General features: G+C 47.4%; 1 rRNA gene. It reads right to left on the bottom strand.

Annotated features, from left to right (window positions below):
- Window positions 1-1,194, bottom strand: a 23S ribosomal RNA gene (locus tag ACYT32_RS12330); the annotation flags it as partial.

Raw genomic sequence — 1,194 nt, 5'->3', positions numbered from 1 at the left:
TACTCATACCGGCATTCTCACTTCTAAGAACTCCACTGCTCCTCACGGTACAGCTTCAATGCTCTTACAACGCTCTCCTACCACGTGTCTTACGACACATCCACAGTTTCGGTATCATGCTTAGCCCCGGTACATTTTCGGCGCAGAATCACTCGACTAGTGAGCTATTACGCACTCTTTGAATGAATGGCTGCTTCTAAGCCAACATCCTAGTTGTCTATGCGTTTCCACATCCTTTTCCACTTAGCATGAATTTTGGGACCTTAACTGGTGATCTGGGCTGTTTCCCTTTCGACGGTGGATCTTATCACTCATCGTCTGACTCCCGGGTATAGATCAATGGTATTCGGAGTTTATCTGAATTCAGTAACCCAAGACGGGCCCCTAGTCCAAACAGTGCTCTACCTCCACGATCCTAATCCCCGAGGCTAACCCTAAAGCTATTTCGGAGAGAACCAGCTATCTCCAAGTTCGTTTGGAATTTCACCGCTACCCACAACTCATCCCAGCATTTTTCAACATACACGGGTTCGGTCCTCCAATGCGTTTTACCGCATCTTCAACCTGGTCATGGGTAGGTCACTTGGTTTCGGGTCTACATCAACATACTTAGTCGCCCTATTCAGACTCGCTTTCGCTACGGCTCCGACTTTTCATCTTAACCTTGCATGTTAACGTAACTCGCCGGTTCATTCTACAAAAGGCACGCCATCACCCATTAACGGGCTCTGACTACTTGTAGGCACACGGTTTCAGGATCTATTTCACTCCCCTTCCGGGGTACTTTTCACCTTTCCCTCACGGTACTGGTTCACTATCGGTCACTAGGGAGTATTTAGCCTTGGGAGATGGTCCTCCCGGATTCCGACGGAGTTTCTCGTGTTCCGCCGTACTCAGGATACTGAATGGAGTGGGTCAGATTTCGTTTACGAGGCTTTCACTCTCTTTGGCCAAGCTTTCCAGCTTGTTCAACTATCGTCACCTTTTGTTCTCACAACATCAGTCCTACAACCCTAAAGAGCAAGCTCTTTAGTTTGGGCTCTTCCCGTTTCGCTCGCCGCTACTCAGGGAATCGAATTTCTTTCTCTTCCTGCAACTACTTAGATGTTTCAGTTCATTGCGTCTTCCTCTTGATTGCTATGTATTCACAAACAAGTAAATATCCATTACGATATTTGGGTTCCCCCATTCGGA

It is taken from the genome of Companilactobacillus sp. FL22-3 (assembly GCF_054881455.1).
This window is presented reverse-complemented; position numbering and strand designations above follow the sequence as displayed.